A 19,253-nucleotide genomic window follows, 5' to 3' on the forward strand; every position below is an offset into this window, starting at 1 on the left:
TTCGATCTGGCGAGCGAACGCTTTACCGCCTTCGAACTGACGGATGAGAGCGAGGGCGAGGTCATCGATCGCGCCGGTGTCGTGCCGGGCGAAATTCGCGTCGGCGATCGTGCCTATCTGCAGCCCGATCGGGTCGCCAAGGTGCTTGCTGAAAGCGCTGATATCGTAGTGCGCGCCAAATGGAATGGCGCTCGTTGGCTCGACGCCGACGCGAACCGTCTCGATCTCATTGCTCTGCTAAAAAAGTCGCGTGGCAAGGGACTGGTTGATCGGCCCGTCTGGATCAAGGCTTCGGCGAAAGAGCCTATCGCATTACGTCTGGTGGCGATCCGAAAGCCGAAGCAGGCGCGCGATGCCACGATCGAAAAGATCACGCGCCGGGCACGAGACATGGGCCGCAAGCTGCAGCCCGAGACGTTGGTCGCGGCCGAATGGGTCATCATCATCACCTCGCTCGATCGCGATGAATATCCACTTCCAGCAATCAGCAGCCTCTATCGATTGCGGTGGCGCATCGAGATCGCCTTCAAGCATCTCAAGAGCAGTATCGGCCTCGCGCGACCACCGGGCGAGGATCCCAGGAGTGCGAGAGCGCACATCCTCTGTCATCTTCTGCTGGCGCTGCTGACCGAGCCGCTCATCGCGGAACATCTCGGTGACTCTCCCCGCCGGGAGGCCGCGTGAAGAACGGCGTCTGGCGCCTATTGCGCTTGATCGTCGAGGCCCTCGTCGACGCCGTCATCCCCAAACCCGACGTGCAAACGTTGCAGGCCGCTGCGCGGAACATTCAACGCCATCTCCAAGAGCCGCCAAGAAAACGAGAATACCAAGCGTTAATTTGGTAAGTTAGCGCCAATGGCGGCTGCCCCTCACCCCAACCCTCTCCCCGTAAGAACGGGGAGAGGGAGCCCACCGGCTGCGAGGCGCGCGCACCGAACCAACTAACAGGCGACGACACCAGCCCGCCTGCTCACCCCTGCTCGAACTTCTTCGCCAATCTCGCCCGCGTGATGTGGCCGATCTGGTCGATCGCGTTGGCGATCTCGGTATCCATATCGTTGCCGATGCGGCGTTCCATCTCGGCGATGACCGAGGGACGGTCGGCGTGCAGCGCCAGAGCGACGATCAGCGGCATGCCGAACTTGTCGCGGTAGCGGCGGTTGATGTCGGCGACGCGCTCGAACTCGGCGCGCGAGAGCGCGGTGAAGCCGAGCCGACCCTGCTCGCCGATCGAGTCGTTCGTCATCTCACCCGCCAGCGCCTCGCGGCCGGCGAGCTCCGGATGGGCGCGGATCAGCTTCAGCTTCTCGTCGCGGCTCATGGCGCGGACGACGTTCATGAGCGTCGTATGCAGCGCATCCGCGGCGTCGTCGAAGGCGGACAGGCCGGCACGATAGGCGCGGTCGGCAATCTCCGGGGAGTGCTCGAAGATGTCGCCATAGCGCTCGACGAACAGCACGCGCGACATCTGCGACGGCCGCCATACGCCAGCCGGCGGATGCGTCCGGATCCAGTGCCGGGCGATGTCCAGCCGGGTCGCGACCCAGACCTTGTCATGACCCGTGATGTAGTCGAGGAAGCGCGCCAGCGCGGCCGCGCGCCCGGGGCGGCCGACCAGCCGGCAGTGCAGTCCGACCGACATCATGCGCGGGCTCTCCGCGCCCTCTGCGTAGAGCGTATCAAAGCTGTCCTTCAGATAGGCGAAGAACTGGTCGCCGGAGTTGAAGCCCTGCGGGGTGGCGAAGCGCATGTCGTTGGCATCGAGCGTATAGGGCACGATCAGTTGCGGGCCGTGCGGCCCCGCGATCCAGTACGGCAATTCGTCGGCATAGGAATCGGCGCTGTAGACGAAGCCCTGCTGGTTGAGGACGATGTCGAGCGTGCGCTCCGACGTGCGGCCCTGGTAGAAGCCGAGCGGCCGCTCGCCCGTCAGCTCGGCATGGAGGCGGATCGCCTGCTCGATATCGGCGCGCTCGTCGGCCTCGGGGACATCGCGGTAGTCGATCCATTTCAGGCCGTGGGAGGCGATCTCCCAGCCGGCCTCCTTCATCGCCGCCACGGCATCTGGATTGCGGGCCATCGCGGTGGCGATGGCGAATACCGTGACCGGCAGCTTGCGGGCGGTGAACATCCGCCACAGCCGCCAGAAGCCGGCGCGCGAGCCGAACTCGTAGATCGACTCCATGTTCATGTGGCGCTGGCCCGGCCACGGCTGGGCGCCCACGATCTCGGACAGGAAGGCTTCGGAGGCAGCGTCACCGTGGAGGATGTTGTTCTCGCCGCCCTCCTCGTAGTTGATCACGAACTGCACCGCGATGCGGGCATCGCCGGGCCAGCGCGGATGCGGCGGCGTGCGGCCGTAGCCGACCATGTCGCGCGGATAGACGTCAGCACTCATCCGGCTCAGCTCCCGCGATAGGTCTGGTAGCTCCAGGGCGTCGCCAGCAGCGGCACATGGTAGTGCGCGCCGGCATCGGCGACGGAGAAGCGGAGCGGGATCAGGTCGAGAAACAGCGGGTCGCCCGAGGCGAGGCCGTGGGTCCTGAAATAGGCGCCCATATGGAAGGTCAGCATGTAGGTGCCGGTGGCGAAGTCATCATCCGCCAGCATCGGCTGATCGGTCCGCCCGTCCGCATTGCTCCGCACCTGCTTGACGCGGCGCCAGGAGCCGTCCGGTTCGAGGACATCGAGATCGATCGCGACACCGGCCGCGGGCTTGCCCCTGACCGTATCCAGAATATGCGTGCTCAGCCGCCCCATGCATCGTTTCCTCTCTGCTGCCGGCTCGGAACCCTATCAGCGCCCGGTTAAAGGTTCGAGGCGATTTGCCGTTCAGTTGCAGCCTATGGGCTGGTCACGTCGCGCTCCCTGCCGAAGCGCTCAACCAGGAAGTCGATGAACAGCCGCACCTTGACCGAGAGGTGCCGAGTCGGCGGATAGATCGCATAGAGCGCGAGCGGCGGCGCGGCGTAGTCGGCGAGGATCGCGGTCAGCGCGCCGCTCTCGAGCGCGTCAGCGGCGATGAAGCGCGGGATCAGCGCAATGCCCTGCCCCTTGATGGCGACATCGCGCAGCACCTCGGCATTGTTGACGCACAACGACCATGCCGGCTGGATCCAGTGGTCGCCGTCGCTGCCGGTGAGCTTCCACTGATTGCCGGTCAGCAGGAAGCCGTAGGTCAGCGCGGTGTGGCGGCGGAGCTCCTCCGGGCTCTCTGGCGTGCCGTGCCGCGCCAGATAGGCCGGCGCGGCGCAGATGACGCGCTCGACCGGCATGATCCGCCGCGCCACCAGGCTCGACGATTCCAGCTCGGCGATACGCAACGTCACGTCGAAGCCGTCCTGCACCGGATCGAGCAGGTCGTCGCTGAGCACGATCTGCAACTGCAGCTCGGGATAGCGGGCCATGAAATCGGCCACGACCGGCCCGAGCCGCATGGTGCCGAACGACATCGGCGCATTGACGCGCAACAGCCCACGCGGCGCGGCCTGCGACTGGCTGACGGCCTGATCGGCGGCGTCGAGCTCGGCGAGGATCGAGACTGCGCGCTCGAAATAGAGCTGTCCGGTCTCGGTCGGGCTGGCATGGCGGGTGGTGCGGACGATCAACTGCGCACCGAGGCTCTGCTCGAGCTCGCCGATATATTTCGAGATTGCCGAGCGCGACAGCCGAAGCTGCCGGCCGGCTTCGGCGAAGCTGCCGCTCTCGACCACCTTCACGAAGGCCCGCAGGCTGCTCAGCTTGTCCATAGGGTCTCCGGGCCGTCATTGTCGCCAAATCGTAGACAGAGACGTCACAAGAGCACGGATTGTCTCCAAATCAAAGCAGACCAATATGGCGTCCAGGAATTCAAGCGGCCCTTTTGGGCCTACCGACAGGAGATTCACATGCCCGGACTTCACCACGTCACCGCCATCGCCGGCGACCCGATCCGCAATTTCGGCTTCTACACCCGCGACCTCGGGCTGCGCTTCGTCAAGAAGACGGTCAATTTCGACGATCCCGGCACCTATCACTTCTATTACGGCGACGAGACCGGCCGCCCCGGCACCATCCTGACCTTCTTCCCCTGGGCCGGCGTGCGGCCGGGCCGTCGCGGCGTCGGCGAGACCCACCAGACCGCGTTCCGCGTGCCGCAGCGCTCGCTCGGCTACTGGACGCAGCGCCTGACCGAGAAGGGCATCGCCTATGAGGCGCTGGAGAAGCGCTTCGGTGAATCCGTGCTGCCGTTCACCGATCCGGACGGCATGGCGCTCGCGCTGGTCGGCATCCCCGGCGCGGAGAACGAGCCCGGATACAGCAACGGCGACATCCCGGCCGAGCACGCCATCCGCGGCTTCCACGGCGTCACCCTGCTGCTCGACTCCGCCGAGAAGACCGCAGCCGTGCTGACCGACGTGTTCGGCTTTGCCGAGACGGGCCGCGAAGGCTCGGTGATCCGGTTCAAGGCGCCGGGCGATGCGCAAGGCAGCGTGGTCGACATCTACGAGGCCAAGGGCTTTCTACGCGGCGCGCAGGGCGCGGGCTCCGTCCACCACATCGCCTTCCGCGCCGCCGACGACGCCGAACAGGGCGTGATGGCGCAGCGGCTGGTCGATCGCCACGGCCTGCATCCGACCGAGCAGAAGGACCGCAACTACTTCCGCTCGATCTACTTCCGCGAGCCGGGCGGCGTGCTGTTCGAGATCGCGACCGACATCCCGGGCTTCGCGGTCGACGAGCCGGTCGCCGAGCTCGGACAAAACCTGAAGCTGCCCGCTTTCCTCGAATCGCATCGCAAGCAGATCGAGGGCGTGCTGCCCAACCTCGAGGAGGCCGCATCATGACCGCCACATTGTCCTTCACCCACCGCTTCCAGCCCGCAAGCGCGGCCGGCGCAGCGCCGCTGCTGCTCCTGCACGGCACCGGCGGCGACGAGAACGATCTCTTGCCGCTCGGCGCCACGCTCTCGCCCGGCGCGGCTCTCCTCTCGCCACGCGGGCAGGTGCTCGAGCACGGCATGCCGCGCTTCTTCCGCCGCCTGGCGGAAGGTGTATTCGACGAGGACGACGTCCGCCGCCGCGCGCGGGAGCTCGGCGCGTTCGTCGGCGAGGCGCGTCGGCATTACGGGATCGGAGCGCCGGTCGCGGTCGGCTACTCCAACGGCGCCAACATCGCCGCTGCCTTGCTGCTGTTGCAGCCTGAGACGCTGGCGGGCGCGGTGCTGTTCCGAGCCATGGTGCCACTGAGCCAGCCGCCGGCGGTCAAGCTGACGCGTCAGCCGGTGCTGATGCTGTCGGGGCTGGCCGATCCGATCGTGCCCGCCAGCAATTCGGCGAAGCTGTGCACTGAGCTCACCGAGGCCGGCGCTGACGTCACCCACACGACGCTGCCGGCGGGTCACCAGCTGTCGCAGGCGGACATCGCACTGGCGCGCGACTGGATCGCCGGACTGCCGCAGGCGATTGCCGCCTGAAGATGCTTGCGGCTCCGGCCGCTCCTGACCAAGAATGTCGTCTCATCACGCATCGGATCGCCCTCGCGCGGCTCCGATGCTGGCGGATGGATGGGAAGGATCTTGGGCATGGCCGTCGACAAGCTGTTCATCAATGCGCGGCTCGACCGCGGCGCGCGCCATGCGATCACGGTCGACGGCGGCCGCATCAGCGGCCTTCTCGCCGAGACCGAGCGCCCCGAGGCGCGCGAGGTGGTCGATCTCGGCGGCGCGCTGGTCGTGCCCGGCTTCGTCGAGGGCCACATCCATCTCGACACCAGCTTCTATGGCGATGCGTGGAAGCCGCACAAACCCTGCACCAACGGCTTCGACGTGCATGAGCGCGTCACGTTCCAGGCCCAGAACATGGCCGCGGCCGCGCCGATGGACGTGCGCGCCCGCAACCAGCTCGATCTCTGCATCGGCCACGGCACCACGCGGATGCGCAGCCACGTCATGGTCGACGGCTCCGTCGGCCTCACATCGCTGGAAACGATCCTGCGCGTACGCGAGGAGTATCGCGAGCTGATCGAGATCCAGCTCGTCGCCTTTCCGCAGAGCGGCATCCTCAAGAGCCCGGGCACGCCCGAGCTGCTCGACGAGGCCATCCGGCTCGGTGCCAACCTCGTCGGCGGGCTCGATCCCGCGAGCTTCGACCGCGACGTCGAGAAGCATCTCGACGTCGTGTTCGGCACAGCCCAGAAACACGGCGTCGACGTCGATATCCATCTGCACGATCCGGGCATGCTCGGGCTGTTCGAGCTGGAGCAGATCGCGGCGCGCACGCGCGCCCTCGGCATGCAGGGCCACGTCGCGGTCAGTCACGCCTATGCGCTCGGCGACCTGCCTGCTGACCCGCTGAAGAAGATTGCCGATGTCCTGGCGGCGTCTGGCGTTGCCATCATGACCAATGCACCGGGTGCGCGGCCCTTCCCGCCGGTGGCGCTGCTGCGCGCGGCCGGCGTCACCGTGTTCAGCGGCAACGACAACATCCGCGACTCCTGGTGGCCCTATGGCGACGGCGATCTGTTGAACCGCGCCATGATGGTCGGCTACCGCTCCGGGTTCTATGTCGATGACGAGTTGCGGATGGCCTTCGACCTCGTCACCGAGGCCGGCGCCAAGGTCTTGAGGCTTGCCGATTACGGCCTGCGCGCTGGCGCGCGGGCCGACTTTGTCACCCTCGATGCCGAGCACGTTCCGCAGGCCGTCGTCGCCGTGCCAAAGGGCCGCTCGGTCTACAAGGACGGCCGCCTCGTGGCGCGCGACGGCCGTGTGATCAGGCAACCGATCTAGGCCGGCGTCATTGGGCTGGCTCGACCGGTGCCTGCCGGCGCGGTGGCTCGGCGCGCGACACGGTGGCGGCCTCGATCCAGCGCGTCACCGCCGACAACTGCCCGCCGGACTCGCGATAGGCCTGCAGCTGATAGTCGGCCGAGCTGCCGAACTGCATGATGATGCGGCAGTGCTCGACCTCGGCGAGACATCCCAGCGCCTCCGCATGCGGCGCGACGTCCGCGATCATGCGGTTCAGGATCTCCTGGCCCGTCACCGGACCGTCCTCGGTCACGAACAGACAGTCGGTGCCATAGCGCTGCGCCCGCCACTTGTTTTCGACCGCGATCGCACGCTCGACGTTGCCGACGGCCTCGGCAAGATCGGGATTCAGGTACAGATGGCGCGCCAAGGCGCGATAGAGCGAGGCAATCGCGACGGCGTCGTCGACCGCGGTGCAGACGTCGGGGGCACGCAGCTCCAGCGTCGGATGCCGCAGCGACGGCCGCATCGCCCACCAGACATGGCTCTCGTCCGGCATCACGCCGGACTTCGTCAGCGCCGCCACATAGCGATCATATTGCTGCTTCGAGGTGAACAGCTCGGGCAGGCCACTGCGCGGCAGCTCGTCGTAGGCGGCGAGCCGATAGCCCTTCAGGCCCGTCTCGCGCGAATTCCAGAATGGCGAGGACGCCGAGAGCGCGATGAACACCGGGATGTAGGGGAGCATCGCCCGCATCACCGCGAAGCGCAGGTCCGGGTCCGGCAACTGCACATGCACATGCATGCCGCACAGCATGTTGCGCTGGCCGACGATCCGCAGGTCTTCCATCATCTCCGCGTAGCGCGGCTTGGGACTCGGCAGTGAGCTGCGCCACGTCGCGGTCGGATGCGTGGAGCAGGCCAGGATGGTCAGGCCATACTGGCTCGCCACGCTGGCAACCTCGCGCCGCAGGAATTTCAGCTCCTCGCGCGCATCGCCGACATCGACATGGACGTTGGTGGCGACCTCGAGCTGGGCCTGCAGCATCTCGCGCATCGCCTGTCCGCCGGTCGACCAGTTGGCGGCCTCGAACAGGTCGTCCGGCGTCCGGATCGCGACATCGCGCGTCTGCGCGTCGACGAGAAAGTATTCCTCCTCGATGCCGAACGAATATTCCGTGACCTCCTCGCTGCCGGTGGCCGAGCGGATCACCAGACGCCGCTCGTCATCGCTCAGGCCGAGCCGCAGCTTCTCCAGGATGCGTGGATCCAATCCCATGTGATCAATCCTGTCAGACGTCAAATGCCGTGAGTCTGCAGCCATGCCTCCAGCAGGGCCGCCTGCCACAGCCGCGAATGTCCCTTGGGGCTCATCTCGGCCTCGGGGTGCTGCAACATGTGGTCGATGAAATCGCGTCGGTAGAGACCGCGTGCACGCGCCTTCTCGTCATTGAGCAGGTGGCGGACGTAGTCGAGAAACGGGCCGCGCAGATAGCGCAGCGAAGGCACCGGAAAGTATCCCTTGGGGCGGTCGATCACCTCCGCCGGCACGCAGCGGCGCGCCGCCTCCTTGAGAATGTGCTTGCCGCCGTTCTTCACCTTCAGCTCGGCGGGCATGCGCGCGGCCAGCTCGACGACCTCGTGATCCAGGAACGGTACCCGCGCTTCCAGCCCGAACGCCATCGTCATGTTGTCCACCCGCTTCACGGGGTCGTCGACCAGCATGATCTCGGTGTCGATCTGCAGAACCTTGTCGATCGCGGAGGCGCCCGCGTGGTCGGCGAAGAAGCGCTCCACGAAGGCTAGGCTGACGTCGTCGCCAAGCATCTCCGGTGCCAGCAGCCGCTGCAGGTCGGAATGCGTCCAGTCGAAATAGGCGTTCTGGTATTGCTGAACGGGATCATTAGCCGAGAGGAAGCCCGGATACCAGCTGTAGCCGCCGAATACTTCATCGGCTCCCTGTCCGCTCTGCACCACCTTGACGCGCTTGGCGACCTCAGATGACAGCAGATAGAACGCGACGGCGTCATGGCTGACCATCGGCTCCGACATGGCAGCAATGGCGCCGGGCAGCGCCTGCAGCGCCCGGTCGCCGCCGATCCTGATCTGCTCGTGATTGGTCCCGAACGTCCGCGCGATGATATCCGAGTAACGAAACTCGTCGCCGGAATGCGCGCCCACCGCATCGAACCCGATCGAAAAGGTGCGGATGTCGTCGTGTCCGAGCTTCGACAGCAGCGCGACCAGCAGCGACGAATCGAGGCCGCCGGACAGCAGCACGCCCACCGGCACGTCGGCCACGCGCCGGCGGTCGACCGCTGTCGTCATCGCCTCGAGCAGCGCCTCCGACCACTCCTGCTGGCTCATGGCGCGATCGGTCGGACGCTGCTCGCCGACCGAGAAATGCCAGTAGCGCTCGCGATGCTGCGTGCCGTCGGGCTCGATCGTGAGCAGAGTGGCAGGCTCGAGCTTCTTCACGCCGCGCAATATCGTGCGCGGCGCCGGAACGGCGGCGTGGAAGCTGAAGAAGTGATGCAAGGCGATCGGATCGAGCGCCGTATCGACCTCGCCGCCCGCCAGCAGCGCCGGCAATGACGACGCAAAGCGAAAGCCGTGAGGACCATCGGTGTAGTAGAGCGGCTTGATGCCGAGACGGTCGCGCGCCAGCAGAACGCGCCCGCTGTCGCGTTCCCACAGCGCAAAGGCGAACATCCCCTTGAAGCGCTGCACGCAGGATTTGCCCCAGGCATGGTAGGCCTTGAGGATGACCTCGGTGTCGCCGTCGGAAAAGAAGCGATAGCCCTTCGCCTTCAGCTCGTCGCGAAGTTCACGGAAATTGTAGATGCAGCCGTTGAATGCCAGGCCGAGACCTAGCGCCGCGTCGATCATCGGCTGCTGTGCCGCAGCCGAGAGATCGAGAATGCTCAGGCGGCGATGGCCGAGCGCAAGCCCGCCCTGCACGTAGAGGCCGGCCGCATCAGGACCACGCGCCTGCATCGCATCGTTGATGCGGCCGAGCGTGGACAATGAGGGCCTTCCGGAAAAGCTGATTTCGCCACAAATGCCGCACATCGCGGGATCTTTCAGTTCCTGCTGTTCTAAGTACCTCCGACAACCCGTTGTGATCGCTTGCGTTCCGCGGCAAAATCAGCAGTCCCTGCGGCGAATAGCGGAACAATTTCGGCGGGCTTTGCCGCGCGCGCGACCAGCACGTGGTCCGGCGGCACCTCGATCCAGTCAGGCTCCTTGTCATACGGCTCGGAGACCGCGATCACCTGATTGCCGTCTTCGCGGAAATACAGCGAATTGGCGCGGTCATTCTCGGCGAAGCGAAACGCATAGAGATCGTGGCCGTTGGACAGCGCCGAGGTGAAGCGCAGATGCTCACGCAGACCATCCTCATTGACGAGCTCACAGAGTGATCGCAGCACCTTGCGCGTCGCGCCGATCGGGTCCGGATCAATGCCGGCACCGACAATGGCGAGGAACACGGCTTCGGAGTCGGTCGTGCCGAGCCGTGACGGATACAGCGCGTCCGGGATCAGAGCCTCGACCTTGCGCCGCAGCCTGTTCCAGCTGCCGACGAAGCCGTTGTGCATGAACAGCCAGCGGCCGCAGGCGAAGGGATGGCAGTTCTGGCGAGTGACCGCCGTGCCGGTCGCGGCGCGGACATGAGCGAAGAACAGATGCGAGCGCAGATGCCGGCTGAGATAGCGGAGATTCTCATCCGACCAGGCCGGCCGCGTCTCGCGATAAAGCCCCGGCTCTGGATGATCGCCGTACCAACCGAGACCGAAGCCGTCACCATTGGTGCCCGCGGTCGATTCCAGCGCGCGGATGCTCTGCGTCACCAGGGAATGTTCCGGCTCGGTCACATAATGCTCGAAGGCGGTCGTTTCTCCGCGATAGGCGATCCAACGGCACATCCTTGCCCTCCGGTTCAATGAATGAGCTCGAGGCACGCAAAAACGTGTCACGTTCTTTTCGGATCATGCGGAAACGCCTTCGGAGCAGAGCTGGTTCCGCGCTGCGAGTCGCGCGCTGTGAGTCAGGCCGTAGGACTGGGATCCCTTGCCGCACGTCCCTCACCGTTGAAGCGACATCGTCGCAGTGATTGCTCAAGCCTCGCCGCGCTCGCGCACCAGCCTCAACCACGCCGCGGCCGCAGGCGACAGATAGGCGCCGCGGCGCCAGGCCATCGCCAATGTCCATTCGGTGCCGGGCTCATCGAGCAGGACGAGGCTGATCGGCACCTGCGTGCGCTGGGTCGCGATCATGCGCGGCAGGAAGGCGACGCCGAGACCGGCGCCGGCGAGCTCGGCGATGAAATCGATCTGGGTGCTGCGCGCAGCCACGACAGGTTCGAAGCCGTTGCGGCGGCACGCCTCGCGAAGGATTCGGTTGAGCGCGAAGCCGGCCTCGAACAGCACGAACGGTGTCTCGCGCAGCTCCGCGAGCGTGATCGTCTCGCGGCGGGCCAGCGGATGATCGACCGCGACCAGCGCCATCAGCGGCTCGCGGCGCACGATCTGCGCGGCAAACTCATCGGCGATCGGCGGCAGCAGGCCGGCGAAATCGATGTCGCCTGCAGCCAGCAATTCGCTGAGCCGGTCGCTGCCGTGCTCGACCAGCCGGATCTCGATCTCCGGATAGAGCTGGCGGTAGAGCGCGAACAACGGCGCGAACAGCGTGCTCGATCCGATCGGCGGCAGGCCGAGACGCAGCACGCCGCGCTTCAAGCCGCGCAGCTCGGCGAGCTCCGCCTGCAGATCATCGCGCTCCGCCAGCAGACGAATGGCACGGCGATAGACGATCTCGCCGGCAGCGGTCATGCGGCTCTTGTGGCCGAGCCGGTCCAAGAGCGGCAATCCCAGCTCGTCCTCGAGCTGCTTGACGGCCTTGCTCACGGTCGACTGGGTCGCGAACACCACCTTGGCGGCCTGGGAGAAGCCGCCTTGGCGGACGACCTCGACGAAGGTCCTGAGGGTACGAAGTTCCATAATCAGGCAAAATATTCCATATTCGACTTATTATCATTCATTCAATTCGCTTTCTACATGCTGCGATGCGGCATACATTGCAAGCGCAATCACTTTTCGGACGCCACCGCATGATGCATCGCAGCATTTCCATTGGGGTTCATCGCCTGATCCGCCGCAACCGGCTGGCGCAGATCGGTCTGCTCGGCCTGTTCTGGGCCGTCGGCGAGGCGCTGGTCCGGACGACCGGCCTGCCATTGCCCGGCGGCATCATCGGCATGGCGCTGGCGCTCGTCCTGATCCTGGCCGGCGGACTGAAGGTCGCGAGCATCAAGCGCGGCGCGAACTGGATGCTGGCGGAGATGCTGCTGTTCTTCGTGCCGGCGGTGCTGGCGCTGCTCGACCATCGTGAGCTATTTGGCCTGCTCGGCCTGAAGATCTTTGCCTTGATCGTCGTCAGCACCACCGCCGTGATGTGCGTGACCGCGCTCACGATCGACCTCTGCTACCGTTGGACCGAGCATCATGACCCTCGCCGCGCTGTGGCGTGAGCCGCTGATCCAGGCGGCGGTCTGGTCGCTCGCGACGATCCTGCTCTATCTGCTCGCCAAGCGCGTGCACCGGCGCTGGCCGCGCTGGTGGCTGATGCCGCTCGCGGTGGCGCCGGCCCTGCTGATGATCGCGGCGCTCGCGCTCAACGTCTCCTACCGCGATTACATCCGCGGCACGCATTGGCTGGTGGCGCTGCTCGGGCCGGCCACCGTCGCCTTCGCCGTGCCGATCTACGAGCAGCGGGCTCTGATCCGCCGCCGCTGGCCGCTGCTGCTGGCCGGCATGGTCGCGGGCAGCCTCACCGCGGTGGCGACCAGCTGGGCGCTGGCCTATGTGCTCGGCATCGACGGCGAGTTGCGGCTCAGCCTGCTGCCGCGCTCGATGAGCACGCCGTTTGCGATGGAAGTCTCCGGCGAGATCGGCGGCATCCCCGATCTCACCGCCGTGTTCGTCGTGCTCACCGGCATCATCGGCGCGGCCGTCGGCGACGTCGTGCTCGCACGGCTGCCGCTGCGCTCGACGCTGGCCAAGGGCGCCCTGTTCGGGGTCGGCGCGCATGGCGCGGGCACCGCACGCGCCCACCAGATCGGCCGCGAGGAAGGCGCGGTCGCCGGCCTCGTGATGGTGCTGGTCGGGCTGATGAACGTGGCGCTGGCGCCGCTCATCATTCAGTTCATGCGGTAGAGCGCTCAGCCCCGCCCGAGCGAGACGATCCAGTTGCTGATCTCGGCCTGCCGCAGCCCGTCATTCGCGACGTCCTGGTCGAGCCCGAGCCGCCACAGAATGTCGCGCCGGGCGCGGTCATGATGCAGGGTCGCGAGATCGGCGGCGTAGCGCTCGAGCTCCGCCGGATCGGCGAAGAAGCCCTCCTCGACCAGCGGCCGGCCGATGCGGCGGATCACCCAGGCGACGTCCTGCAGGCTGAATTCGGGATGATACTGCACGCCCCAGAACCGGCCGCGGCCGCTGCGGATCTCCGCGGCCTGCACCTCGCTCATTGCATTGCGCGCGGTGACCGTCGCATCCGGCGGCAGCCTAGTGACGATGTCGCTGTGGATCGCCGGTGCATCGAACACGGCGCCCCGCGCTGCATGCATCGGATGATCGCGGCCCGCCTCCGTCAGCGCGATCTTGCGCGCGAAGCCGACCTCGCGGCCGGCCGGATTGAGCGACACCTCGCCGCCGGCCGCAACGCTGGCGAGCTGAAGTCCCCAGCATGAGCCGAACATCGGCACGCCCCGCGCGAAGACCGTGTGCACCAGCTCGATCTGGCGCAGCGATTCCGGCTCGCGCTGATAGATGTTGAGCGCCGATCCCGTGATGACGATGCCCTGATAGGCCTCGATCGGCTGCGGCAGGCGCGCATCGGCATCGGCGGGCGTGGCGATGTCGATCGCCGCCTCTGGCGCGAGCGCGCGGAGCACGTCGGCGTAGCTCTCCGACGGCGTGGCACCTGCGATCTCGGCCCAGCGGCGCCTTCCGTCCAGCGAATTGCCTTCGAGCACGAGCAGTCTCAGCACGTCGTCAATCCTCCGCCCGGCCGATCATGGCTCCAACACGCCGCGCAGGAATCGCGCGCTCCGCTCGTGCACCTCCGGCCGGTTCAGGATCGTATGGACGTCGGCATCGATCACCATCACCTCCGCCTTGGCGTCGTCCTTGAGCGCGGCGGCGCAGGAGCCGGTGACGGCGCGGTCCTTGTTCCAGGGATTGGCGGCCGTGAAATACGGATCGCGCGCGGAAATCGCGTTCAGCACCGGCTCGTTCGGACCGATGCCGAGCCGGGGCGCGCTGACGAAGTAGTTGTCCTCGCACGACCACGAATAGATCAGCCGCGCCGCCACGTCCTTGCCGGCGTAGCGGCCGACCGCCACCGCACCCTCGCTGGTGCCCGCCAGCACGATCCGCAGCCGGTCGACCCAGCTCCAGTCGCGCGACGCCTTCAGCGCGTTCTCGAGCTCGGCCAGCCGCAGGGCGTGGACACGCTCATAGGTCGCGACGTCGACCGGCGAGGTGTAGGTCAGCCGGTCGGGAATCGCGAGGCTGTCGGGCGCCACCGACGCCACGCCGAGCTCGTCGGCGAGCCAGGCCTGGAACTCCTTCACGGCCGGCGCCACGCCGCTTGACCCGTGCATCACGATCGCGAGCGGCGCGATCCCGATCACGTCGGGCGCGTCCTCCGCACGGCCCTCCCAGCGCCGTCCGCCGGCGAGCGTCGCCGGCAACACCAGGTTGGCCCCGCTCCACGTCAGCGCCAGATTGGCGGGCGACGGCTCCAGCACCGTGCCTTTGGTCTCGCCGGGCTTGTCGGCCGCGAGGGCGGCGGTCGCGCAGAAAAAGGCGACGGCGATCGGCACGACACGCGCCACGAACATGATCGATCCGTCCTCCTGCGAGGCGAGCCCAGCGAGCCTGGCGCGCACCGTCCGTTTCAATCACGGCATCGGGCTGCGGACAAGCAAGGGGCGACGGACGGAGCATGCAGGGCACCCATGCGGTGATGCGATCAGCGCGACCGCAGCCGCCGGCGCTGGGCGCGTGGCGATTCCATCGACCGGACGTGATGGCGCGGCGTGGCCGCAGCGCAGAAGACCGCGTTGGGCGCGCCGGCCGGCACGGCGGCGGCCTCGCGCGCTCCTCCGCAGCCGCTGACGGCGCGAAGCCGTGGCACGACCGGCGACGTGTCCCGCAAGACCTCCTGCCGTACGCTCACATCGTTCCGGATCTCCACGGGAGAGAGAGCCAGCAGCGTCGCCCGCAAGCCGCGAAGGATGGCGGCCATTGCGCGCGACGGCTGCGCCCAGCGAAACGGCCGGGCCGAACGCTTGGCGCGGCCGCGCTTGGCTCGCCCGGCTCCACTGCCGCGACGGCCGCGCTGATTGAATGCTGATCCCTCGTCATCGACCTGCAACATCAGCCGGAACGGCTGTTCCGAGGGGCCGGCCGCGATCAACAACTTGCGCATGCGTCTCACCTTGATCTCGTGACGGCCAAGCGAGCGGCCGCGTTGGTCGAGACCATCGCGCAAGCGCGGTGACCGCAAGCTGTTGCCTGATGTCAGCGACATGTCAGCTCCGCGGCGTCGCTCACAGTCGCTCTCCCAGCCGCGCCATCACCAGATCGAGCACGTCGGCGTCATCGAACGCCGCCGCGGTCAGCGCCGCGCCCGCCGCGATCAGCTCGTCATGAGCGAGATTGGTGCGCATGCCGATGGTGGCGATGCCAGCCGCCGTCGCCGCCGCGATGCCGGCGCGGGAATCCTCGAAGGCGACCGACCATTCCGGCACGGCGTCGATCGCGCGCAGGCCTTCCAGATAGGGCAGCGGGTGCGGCTTGCCGTGCGGCAGTTCGTCGCCGATGATCACGGCGCGAAACCGGTCCATCAGCCCGAGCCCGTGCAGGATCAGCTCGGCATTGGCGCGCGGCGCGTTGGTGACGGCCGCCACCGGAATCGCCGCCGCCGCGGCCCGATCGAGCAACGCCATCAGGCCCGGCAGCGGCTGCACCGCGCCGGCGGCGAGGCTGCGAAACACCTCCTCCTTCTGCGCCATGACCGCCGCGCGCCGCTCGGGCGGCTCATCGGGCAGAAATTGGGCGGAGATCGACAAATTGGATCGGCCGAGCAGTTCGCGTGCCGCCCGCGCGCGGTCGAACACATGGCCATACGGCCCGAACACCGCGTTGAAGGCCTGCAGGTGCAGCGCGTCGGTATCGGCGAGCGTGCCGTCGATGTCGAATAGCAAAGCCCGCCGCTTATTGATAACGCCTCGCATCAGCAAATTGACCTCAACTCATCCGGATGTTGACGCGATCTGATCCAACTCTCGACCAGACCGGCTGTCGTTATTCCTCAAACGGCGTGAAACCGCGACGGGGGAAATTGCGATGATCGGCCAGTTGAGCGCATTGCCTGTTTTGACATCGTCGAGGCTCGGAGCGGCCGCCGCGCTGGTCTCGATCATCTGTGTTGCCGCGCCCGGCGCCGCGCAGGCCGGATCCGCCGACATGGTCAACGGCCAATACTGCAACGATCTCTGCAAGGCCTATATGGCCTGGTCCGACCGCATGCTGGCCGTCACCCAGCCCGCGTCCTATTCGCGGCCGCAGGTGCGGGTCGCGGTGCCGCAGAGCATGACGCCGAAAAAGATGGACAAGGCCGAGAAGCCGGACCGGATGGCGCAGCATGGGCCGAAGCCGCATCGGCCGGCGAACCTGAACTCCTTCGCCCAGCTGCCCGCCGGCAGCCACGCCGCGCAATCCGCGATGGAGCCGCCGCCGGGCGACCTCGCCGCGTCCGACGAGCCCGCGCCGGCGACTGGTCGGCCGTTCGCCGCCGACCCGCTGCCCCATTCCGCCATCGCCGACATGCGGCGCGCGACCGACGCTGCCGGCCTGCGGCTGGTGTCGATGACCGAGCCCGGCACCGGGCCGGTCACGGTCGGCGAGGCCGGCGGCAGCCCGCGCTCGAAGATGCCCTCGATCTGGATCATGCTCGCCGCAGCCGCGCTGCTGGCCTATTTCGGCCATGGCTGGCTCAAGCGCCGCAACGGCGCGTCGCATCACCTCAACTGAGACGGCTGGTCGGCCGCGCAAAGCCGCGGGAACCATTCCGGACAATTTGACCACCGGCCCTCGCCTGCGACCGGGGCTTTGGTTGAACTCGCAGCGCCGCGGCTCTATGCGTGGGCGATGAACATCGCCCTCACCGCCCCCCCGTTGAGTTCCTGGCCGCGCCACCGCGCCGACCTCAAGCCTGCGCCGTTCCTGCCGATGAGCCGCAAGGAGATGGACGCGCTCGGCTGGGACGTCTGCGACATCGTGCTGGTGACCGGCGACGCCTACGTCGACCACCCCTCCTTCGGCATGGCAATCATCGGCCGGCTGCTCGAGGCCCAGGGGTTTCGCGTCGGCATCATCTCCCAGCCCGACTGGCATTCGGCCGAGCCGTTCAAGGCGCTGGGACGCCCGCGCGTGTTCTTCGGCGTCACCGGCGGCAACATGGACTCCATGGTCAACCGCTACACCGCCGACCGCCGCATCCGCAGCGACGACGCCTACACGCCGAACGGCGAAGGCGGCAGGCGGCCGGACCGCTGCACGCTGGTCTATGCGCAGCGCTGCCGCGAGGCGTTCAAGGACGTGCCGGTCGTGCTCGGCGGCATCGAGGCCTCGCTGCGCCGCATCGCGCATTACGACTACTGGTCCGACAAGGTGCGCCGCTCGGTGCTGGCCGACGCCAAGGCCGACATCCTGATCTACGGCAATGCCGAGCGCGCCGTGATCGAGGTCGCGCACCGCATCGCCAGCGGCGAAGCGCCGAAGGACATCCAGTCGGTGCGCGGCACCGCGCTGTTCCGGAAAGTGCCCGAGACCTACATCGAGCTGCACGCCGACGATCTCGACTCCGCCGATGAAGGCGCGGCGCGCGAGAAGGGCGACGTCGTGGTCCGGCTGCCGTCCTGCGAGCAGGTCGAGGCCGACAAGGAGGCCTATGCGCGCGCCTCGCGCGTGCTGCACCGGGAAAGCAATCCGGGCAATGCACGTCCCCTGGTGCAGCGTCATGGCGACCGCGACCTCTGGCTCAACCCGCCGCCGATCCCGCTGACCATGGCGGAGATGGATAGCGTCTACGATCTGCCCTACGCCCGCGCGCCGCATCCGTCCTATGGCGACGCCAAGATCCCGGCCTGGGACATGATCAAGTTCTCGGTGACGATCATGCGCGGCTGCTTCGGCGGCTGCACCTTCTGCTCGATCACCGAGCACGAGGGCCGCATCATCCAGAGCCGCTCGGAAGGCTCGATCCTGCAGGAGATCGAGCGCATCCGGGACAAGACGCCGGGCTTCACCGGCGTGATCTCCGACATCGGCGGCCCGACCGCCAACATGTACCGGATGGCGTGCAAGGACCCCAAGGTCGAAGCCGCGTGCCGCCGGCCGTCCTGCGTCTTCCCGGAGATCTGCCCGAACCTCAACACCTCGCATGACGATCTGATCCGGCTCTATCGCAAGGTGCGCGAGGTCAAGGGCGTCAAGCGGGTGATGGTGGCGTCCGGCGTACGCTACGACCTCGCGGTCGAGAGCCCGGCCTATATCAAGGAGCTCGTCACGCATCACGTCGGCGGCTACCTGAAGATCGCGCCTGAACATACCGAGCGCGGGCCGCTCGACAAGATGATGAAGCCGGGCATCGGCACCTATCACCGCTTCAAGCAGATGTTCGATGCCGCCGCGGCGCAAGCGGGGAAGAAGTACTATCTGATCCCGTATTTCATCGCCGCCCATCCCGGCACCAGCGACGAGGACATGATGAACCTCGCGCTGTGGCTGAAGAAGAACCGCTACCGTGCCGACCAGGTCCAGACCTTCCTGCCGTCGCCGATGGCCACGGCCACCGCGATGTACCACACCGGCGTCAACCCGCTGCGCGGCGTCCGCCATGGCGGCAGCGACAAGGTCGAGGCGATCAAGGGCCTGAAGCAGCGACGCCTGCACAAGGCGTTCCTGCGCTATCACGATCCGGACAACTGGCCGGTGCTGCGCGACGCGCTGCGCGCCATGGGCCGCGCCGACCTGATCGGCTCCCGCCCGGATCAGCTGGTGCCCGCGCATCAGCCGCCGGGGACAGGAAAGGCGGCCGTCACGCGGCGGCCGGTGCGACCCGAACCGCGGCCGCAGCGGTTCACGACCAAGGGCGTGAAGATCAGGAAGTAGTTGTCGAGCGCGCGCCAAGCTTGATGGCATGGGCACGCACCCGCCTCGTTCTCCGCTGTCGTCCCGGCATCTCGCCAACGCATGCGCACCGGAAGCGCCGGCGTCTGTGACGCATCCGCGCCCGTTCCCGCCACCACATCCACTCCACGCTTTTTCCGAACAGCCCACCGCACTCCCGCGACGCCATCCGCGCCCAGGTGATGCTGCCGACATCGCCCTCGACAATGAGAGGGCGCGGGGAAGACCGGACCTCGACTGAGGCCCGTGGCCCGCCTGCA

General features: G+C 67.2%; 19 protein-coding genes. 8 read left to right on the forward strand and 11 right to left on the reverse strand.

Features of this window, described 5'->3' with window-relative positions:
- Window positions 1–684, forward strand: a 684-nt coding sequence (locus tag ACQR1D_RS26265) for a transposase (RefSeq protein ID WP_434896500.1), incomplete at its 5' end; no start/stop codon positions are given.
- Window positions 685–970: 286 nt separating this feature from the next.
- Here the strand turns inward: ACQR1D_RS26265 and puuE are convergent.
- From puuE to ACQR1D_RS26280, 3 genes are all read right to left on the reverse strand, one after another.
- A complete protein-coding gene (gene puuE, locus ACQR1D_RS26270; protein WP_434894168.1) occupies window positions 971–2,398 on the reverse strand; it encodes an allantoinase PuuE in 1,428 nt (475 codons plus the stop codon).
- Window positions 2,399–2,403: 5 nt separating this feature from the next.
- A complete protein-coding gene (gene uraH / locus ACQR1D_RS26275) occupies window positions 2,404–2,760 on the reverse strand; it encodes a hydroxyisourate hydrolase (protein WP_315783850.1) in 357 nt (118 codons plus the stop codon).
- An 83-nt stretch (window positions 2,761–2,843) separates the two neighbouring features.
- A complete protein-coding gene (locus tag ACQR1D_RS26280; RefSeq protein ID WP_434894167.1) occupies window positions 2,844–3,749 on the reverse strand; it encodes a LysR substrate-binding domain-containing protein in 906 nt (301 codons plus the stop codon).
- Window positions 3,750–3,887: 138 nt separating this feature from the next.
- Here ACQR1D_RS26280 and ACQR1D_RS26285 point away from each other — a divergent pair, with 138 nt between their 5' ends.
- From ACQR1D_RS26285 to ACQR1D_RS26295, 3 genes are all read left to right on the forward strand, one after another.
- Window positions 3,888–4,826 (forward strand): ring-cleaving dioxygenase, encoded by a 939-nt coding sequence (locus tag ACQR1D_RS26285; protein ID WP_315805253.1) that lies wholly within the window; start codon window positions 3,888–3,890, stop codon window positions 4,824–4,826.
- On the forward strand, window positions 4,823–5,455 hold the full coding sequence (locus ACQR1D_RS26290) for an alpha/beta hydrolase (protein ID WP_434894166.1): 633 nt from the start codon (window positions 4,823–4,825) through the stop codon (window positions 5,453–5,455). The genes ACQR1D_RS26285 and ACQR1D_RS26290 overlap by 4 nt, the downstream gene beginning before the upstream one ends.
- 108 nt (window positions 5,456–5,563) lie before the next feature.
- Window positions 5,564–6,769, forward strand: coding sequence for an amidohydrolase family protein (locus tag ACQR1D_RS26295; RefSeq protein ID WP_434894165.1), 1,206 nt, complete (start codon window positions 5,564–5,566; stop codon window positions 6,767–6,769).
- A gap of 7 nt (window positions 6,770–6,776) precedes the next feature.
- Here ACQR1D_RS26295 and ACQR1D_RS26300 read toward each other — a convergent pair whose 3' ends face one another.
- The 4 genes from ACQR1D_RS26300 to ACQR1D_RS26315 form a co-directional block, all read right to left on the reverse strand.
- On the reverse strand, window positions 6,777–8,009 hold the full coding sequence (locus tag ACQR1D_RS26300; RefSeq protein ID WP_315805256.1) for a carboxylate-amine ligase: 1,233 nt from the start codon (window positions 8,007–8,009) through the stop codon (window positions 6,777–6,779).
- Window positions 8,010–8,029: 20 nt separating this feature from the next.
- Entirely contained in the window at window positions 8,030–9,802 is a 1,773-nt protein-coding gene (locus tag ACQR1D_RS26305; RefSeq protein WP_434894164.1) for an N-acetylglutaminylglutamine amidotransferase, read from the reverse strand.
- A gap of 26 nt (window positions 9,803–9,828) precedes the next feature.
- Window positions 9,829–10,656 (reverse strand): class II glutamine amidotransferase, encoded by an 828-nt coding sequence (locus ACQR1D_RS26310; RefSeq protein ID WP_315805258.1) that lies wholly within the window; start codon window positions 10,654–10,656, stop codon window positions 9,829–9,831.
- 192 nt (window positions 10,657–10,848) lie between these two features.
- Window positions 10,849–11,730 (reverse strand): LysR family transcriptional regulator, encoded by an 882-nt coding sequence (locus ACQR1D_RS26315; protein WP_315805259.1) that lies wholly within the window; start codon window positions 11,728–11,730, stop codon window positions 10,849–10,851.
- 110 nt (window positions 11,731–11,840) lie between these two features.
- On the opposite strand from ACQR1D_RS26315, the gene ACQR1D_RS26320 reads away from it, so the two are divergent.
- Complete coding sequence (locus ACQR1D_RS26320) at window positions 11,841–12,260, forward strand: CidA/LrgA family protein (RefSeq protein ID WP_434838512.1); 420 nt, start codon at window positions 11,841–11,843, stop codon at window positions 12,258–12,260.
- A complete protein-coding gene (locus tag ACQR1D_RS26325) occupies window positions 12,235–12,945 on the forward strand; it encodes an LrgB family protein (RefSeq protein WP_315805261.1) in 711 nt (236 codons plus the stop codon). The genes ACQR1D_RS26320 and ACQR1D_RS26325 overlap by 26 nt, the downstream gene beginning before the upstream one ends.
- Window positions 12,946–12,950: 5 nt before the next feature.
- Here ACQR1D_RS26325 and ACQR1D_RS26330 read toward each other — a convergent pair whose 3' ends face one another.
- The 4 genes from ACQR1D_RS26330 to ACQR1D_RS26345 form a co-directional block, all read right to left on the reverse strand.
- The gene (locus ACQR1D_RS26330) at window positions 12,951–13,781 is read right to left on the reverse strand and encodes a type 1 glutamine amidotransferase (RefSeq protein ID WP_434838511.1); all 831 of its coding nucleotides are present in this window, start codon (window positions 13,779–13,781) and stop codon (window positions 12,951–12,953) included.
- A gap of 24 nt (window positions 13,782–13,805) precedes the next feature.
- A complete protein-coding gene (locus tag ACQR1D_RS26335; protein ID WP_316182876.1) occupies window positions 13,806–14,636 on the reverse strand; it encodes a hypothetical protein in 831 nt (276 codons plus the stop codon).
- 131 nt (window positions 14,637–14,767) lie between these two features.
- Window positions 14,768–15,226, reverse strand: a complete 459-nt coding sequence (locus ACQR1D_RS26340; RefSeq protein WP_434838510.1) for a hypothetical protein — start codon at window positions 15,224–15,226, stop codon at window positions 14,768–14,770.
- Window positions 15,227–15,347: 121 nt separating this feature from the next.
- Window positions 15,348–16,040, reverse strand: a complete 693-nt coding sequence (locus ACQR1D_RS26345; protein ID WP_434838509.1) for an HAD family hydrolase — start codon at window positions 16,038–16,040, stop codon at window positions 15,348–15,350.
- Window positions 16,041–16,146: 106 nt separating this feature from the next.
- Between ACQR1D_RS26345 and ACQR1D_RS26350 the strand changes: the two genes are divergently transcribed.
- Complete coding sequence (locus tag ACQR1D_RS26350; RefSeq protein WP_315805265.1) at window positions 16,147–16,833, forward strand: hypothetical protein; 687 nt, start codon at window positions 16,147–16,149, stop codon at window positions 16,831–16,833.
- A 117-nt stretch (window positions 16,834–16,950) separates the two neighbouring features.
- A complete protein-coding gene (locus ACQR1D_RS26355) occupies window positions 16,951–18,975 on the forward strand; it encodes a YgiQ family radical SAM protein (RefSeq protein WP_434838508.1) in 2,025 nt (674 codons plus the stop codon).
- Window positions 18,976–19,253: the final 278 nt, after the last annotated feature.

The sequence above is a fragment of the Bradyrhizobium sp. HKCCYLRH2047 genome, from assembly GCF_051168175.1.
In the GTDB taxonomy this organism is placed as follows: Bacteria; Pseudomonadota; Alphaproteobacteria; order Rhizobiales; family Xanthobacteraceae; genus Bradyrhizobium.